Here is a 4168-nt window from a genome sequence, read left to right as displayed (position 1 = left end):
CGCCAAGGGCGCAGGCGCCGGCATCTCCAAAATCGGCGACATCACCAAGGGCCTCAAAGGCATCAGCAACATCGAGATCCCCAAGCTGCCCGACGGCTCGTTCCAACTGCCCGACGGGCACCTTCTGGGCCCCAACGGCAACCTGATCCCCCCGAGCAGCACGATCCCGCACACCACCGTGCCGGGAACGTCGGGCCTGCCGACGTCCTGGCAGATTCAGCCGACGGCAGGGCCGGGAGTCCATGCGGGCGGCTTCGACAATGTGCAAGGCGCCGCGGACAGCCATGTCCCGAGTGCGGGCAGTCATGTGCCGGGCGGAGCACCCACGCACGTACCGAACGGCTCGTTCGGGCCCGCACCGGCATCCTTCGACCCGGCAGGCCACGTACCCGGCGGACCGGCCACACACGTACCGAACGGCTCCTTCGGGCCCGCACCGGCATCCTTCGACCCGGCAAGCCACGTACCCGGCGGACCGGCAGGCCACATCCCCGGCAGCGCACCCGGCCACGTGCCGAGCGGTTCGTTCGGGCCCGCACCGGCATCCTTCGACCCAGCAGGCCACGTACCCGGCGGAGCACCCGCGCACGTACCGAACGGCTCCTTCGGGCCCGCACCGGCATCCTTCGACCCCGCGGGCCACGTACCCGGCGGACCGGCAGGCCACATCCCCGGCAGCGCACCCGGCCACGTGCCGAGCGGTTCGTTCGGGCCCGCCCCGGCGGCGTTCGATCCGGCGGGCCACGTACCGGGCGGCCCCGCAGGGCACGTACCCGGCGGACCGGCAGCGCATGTACCCGGTGACCACCTCCCGGCGGGCGCAGGGCACGACGTGCCGGGCACGACCCCGCACGGCCCGGGACACGACGTGCCGGGCACGCACGGGCACGACGCCCCGCACAGCGGCGCGCACGCCGACGACGCAGCCGCACACGCCGACGACGCCGCGCACGCCGGTGACACCGGCGGGCATGTCGACCCGCACGGCGCCGCCGGAGACGCGCTGCACGGCGCGGACGACGCGGCGACGGGCAGCCACTCCGGTGTGGACGGGCCGGGTGTCGCAGGCGCGGCGGACGACTTCAAGTACACCCCGCACATGTCGGCGGACGACTTCGATGAACTCTCGACTGCCGAGAAGCACAGGGTCGCCGCAGCCGAACTCACCGATGGCACCGTTCCGTTCACTGACGATCTGGCGGCGATCGACTACGGTCGGGACTACTGGAACGACTACGTCGACAACCTGGACCCATCGGCGAAGCAGTCGCTCTGGAACTACACCGGTGAGACGTTCCCCTCGTACCACGACATGAACGGCCACCTGCGGGGCACGCCCGGCTTCGGACCGAGGCCCGAGGTGCTGCATGACATCGGCGAGATGGACAGGGTCATGTCGACCCGGCCTGTGCCCGACGACATCATGGTCGTCCGGGGCACGGGTCTCGGCCACCTCAACCTGAGGTCTCCGCTCGACATGCTGGGAAAGACTTATCCGGACAAGGGATACACCTCCACCTCTCTCGGCAACCACCCGGTGCCCAGCTTCGCGGGCAAGGAGGCGATCCTGCATCTCCGTGTGCCGAAGGGGACGCCCGCACTCTGGCTGGAGAAGGTCAGCAAGTTCGACGTGGAGGAACGGGAGCTGCTCCTGGCCCGTGGTTCCGAGTTCAGGGTGACCCGTGTCTTTATGGACAATGGCCAGGCCCAGGTCTACGGGGAAGTCCTACCCGCGAAGTAAGGGAGCATTGAACGCATGAGCAGGGAACAGCGACCCAATCCGCGCTTGAACGAGGATCTGTTGTTCAACGAGGCGCCCGGAGGGCCTCCGCGCTACAGCCCACTGACCCACAAGCCCGTTCAGTACCTCACTGTCTCGGACAGGGACGGTCAGGTGATCGGCTACGTATGGGCGAACGACGAGGACGACGCCGCCGGGTGGGAAGTCCGCAAGGCGGGCGGCGACGAGGCATTCAACAAGGGCGCCAGATGGGCCAGGAAGCTCCACGACGCAAAGGCCCGCGGGGTTGCACCGACCACCGCTCTGGCGGAGATGATTCAGGAGTCGGACCCGACGAAGAGCAGCCATGTCGTGCCCGGCTCCCTGACCGAGGCTCCGAATCTCGGCTTCGTCGAAGGTCTGGCCAACCAGTAGTGAGAATGGCCGGCGAACACCGACCCAATCCGCGCTTCGAAGAGGACATGCAGCTCAAGCGCGTCGCCGGGCCGCCCCGCTACAACCGCGTCGCGCAGGGGCCTGTGCAGTATGTGCGGGTGGCCGCCGACACTGGCAAGGTGCTCGGGTACGTGTGGGCCAACGACGAGGGCGACGCCGCCGGCTGGGTGACGCCGCCGGCGCTCGGGCCGAACGAGATCAATGCCGGTGCCGCGTGGCTCAGGAAACTGCGGGACGCGAAGTCCCGCGGGCTCGCACCCACCGCCCTGCTCGCCGAACTGGTCCGGGACACGAGCGACATCAAGGACAGCGGTGTCGTACCGGGCTCCCTGACCGAGGCCCCGACGCTCGACGCTCTCAAAGAACTGGTGAGCAAGGGCTGACCTCTCCACGGATGAGCAGGGAACAGCGACCCAATCCGCGCTTGAACGAGGATCTGTTGTTCAACGAGGCGCCCGGAGGACCGCCGCGCTACAGCCATCTCTCCAACAAGCCCGTTCAGTACCTGACAGTGGCGGACAGGCGTGGTCAGGTGATCGGCTATGTCTGGGCGAACGACGAGGACGACGCGGCCGGGTGGGCGGTCCGCAAGGCGGGCGGCGACGGCGCGTTCAACGAAGGCTCCGTGTGGGCCATCAAACTCCACGACGCGAAGGCCCGGGGCATTGCGCCTACCGCCGCCCTGGCGGAGATGATTCAGGAGTCGGACCCCACCAGGAGCAGCCACGTCGTGCCCGGGTCACTGACCGAGGCACCGAACGCCGACGTGGTCAGGCGACTGGCCGACCCGATCTGAGGCCATGAGCTCCCGCGGATACCACGACCACGCGATGGCACCCGCCACCCTGCTTCGCGAGCTCGCCCGGGACACACGCGATCGACGTCGTCCAGCTCTGTCATGTGTTGGTCACAGCGGGGGGTCGCCGGTTGAACCGATGAGCCGTACCAGTAAGGATATTGTCGTATCGGATCAATTGGTGTGGCAGGGGGAAGCGAATGAAGTTCGACATGGGGGCGCAGGTCCTGTCGACTCTGACGTCGAAGTCGCGTGGGTCGAGTGATGACTTGGGCACGTTGATCCGTCAGTTGGTGCAGGCGGCCGCGCCGTTGGAGGGGAAGTTCAACGGTGCGGGGCGGGTGGCGTTCGACTCGTTCAAGAACCGTTCGGACGAGATCACGGCGGCGTTGAACGGTTCACTGTCGGCGCTGCTGGGTGGTCAGTCGGGCATGGAGCAGGCGTTCGGCTCGGGTGACCAGGAGCAGGGTGACAACGCCCGGCAGCAGCAGGGTGCGGCGAACTTCGACGCGGCCCGCTTCGGCGGCCGCTGACCTGACCTGTGCCCTGTTCGAAGGTGCACAGACCTAACCGGTTTCGCCGGTTCACGGATTTCATGAATTCACGGGGAGTGTTTGTTGATGGCTGGTGACAGTGACCGTCGTGCGTACGACACGGGTGCGTCGGCGGATGCGCAGGGCAACATCCAGGTCGTGATCGCGCGTCTGGAGGAAGTGATCGCGGCGCGGGACGGGCAGGTCAAGGCGGCGATGGCGGACTTCGCCGCGGACGGCGTCTCGGACGAGTACCACGGCAAGGAACTGCGGTGGAACCGGGCCTCGCAGGAGGTCAAGAACATCATCCAGCTGCTGAAGACGACGCTGGAGAAGAACGACGGCACCGCGCAGCACACCATCACGCGCGCGAAGGCCGCGGTCGACAACATCGGCTGACCTGGGCGGGCGGGCAGATGGCCCGAGCGCGTTGATGGACTGTTGGCAGTTGGGTAGTTGGGCACGGGGGTGTGCTGGGTGACCGGGTGGGATCTGAAGCCGCAGGGCGTTCAGGGTTCGCGGAGTGCGACGGACCGAGATCGTGATCTGACCATGTCCGGGGGGCGGTCCAAGTGATCAAGCCGGAGGCGATCCCGCAGTTCACCGGTGATCTGGGCCAGCTGGAGAAGGACTACGCGGGACTGAAGGCGGCCGCCGGACACA

Annotated in this window: 6 protein-coding genes; all 6 read left to right on the top strand. The window is 67.8% G+C overall.

Annotated elements, in window-relative coordinates:
• On the top strand, positions 1-1741 hold a 1741-nt coding region (locus tag ACFU6I_RS47920; protein WP_384380718.1), incomplete at its 5' end, for an ADP-ribosyltransferase.
• Between the two features lie 15 nt (positions 1742-1756).
• Positions 1757-2155: a hypothetical protein gene (locus tag ACFU6I_RS47915; protein ID WP_384380715.1), complete on the top strand. Its 399-nt coding sequence runs from the start codon at positions 1757-1759 to the stop codon at positions 2153-2155.
• A gap of 47 nt (positions 2156-2202) precedes the next feature.
• Complete coding sequence (locus ACFU6I_RS47910) at positions 2203-2559, top strand: hypothetical protein (protein ID WP_384380712.1); 357 nt, start codon at positions 2203-2205, stop codon at positions 2557-2559.
• A 41-nt stretch (positions 2560-2600) separates the two neighbouring features.
• Positions 2601-2972 (top strand): hypothetical protein, encoded by a 372-nt coding sequence (locus ACFU6I_RS47905; protein WP_384380709.1) that lies wholly within the window; start codon positions 2601-2603, stop codon positions 2970-2972.
• A gap of 200 nt (positions 2973-3172) precedes the next feature.
• Positions 3173-3505, top strand: coding sequence for a hypothetical protein (locus ACFU6I_RS47900; RefSeq protein ID WP_327245084.1), 333 nt, complete (start codon positions 3173-3175; stop codon positions 3503-3505).
• Positions 3506-3592: 87 nt separating this feature from the next.
• Positions 3593-3904 (top strand): pore-forming ESAT-6 family protein, encoded by a 312-nt coding sequence (locus tag ACFU6I_RS47895; RefSeq protein ID WP_358861656.1) that lies wholly within the window; start codon positions 3593-3595, stop codon positions 3902-3904.
• Positions 3905-4168: the final 264 nt, after the last annotated feature.

The organism is Streptomyces sp. NPDC057486 (assembly GCF_042802415.1).
GTDB classification, from domain to species: domain Bacteria; phylum Actinomycetota; class Actinomycetes; order Streptomycetales; family Streptomycetaceae; genus Streptomyces; species Streptomyces yanii.
The sequence above is the reverse complement of the archived record's forward strand: the minus strand, read 5'-3'. Positions and strand labels throughout refer to the sequence as shown.

Bases quoted from the DNA above. Each gene is read 5' to 3' on its own strand.
- ACFU6I_RS47915 (WP_384380715.1), top strand. From the start codon at position 1,757: ATGAGCAGGGAACAGCGACCCAATCCGCGCTTGAACGAGGATCTGTTG.
- ACFU6I_RS47910 (WP_384380712.1), top strand. From the start codon at position 2,203: ATGCAGCTCAAGCGCGTCGCCGGGCCGCCCCGCTACAACCGCGTCGCG.
- ACFU6I_RS47900 (WP_327245084.1), top strand. From the start codon at position 3,173: ATGAAGTTCGACATGGGGGCGCAGGTCCTGTCGACTCTGACGTCGAAG.
- ACFU6I_RS47895 (WP_358861656.1), top strand. From the start codon at position 3,593: ATGGCTGGTGACAGTGACCGTCGTGCGTACGACACGGGTGCGTCGGCG.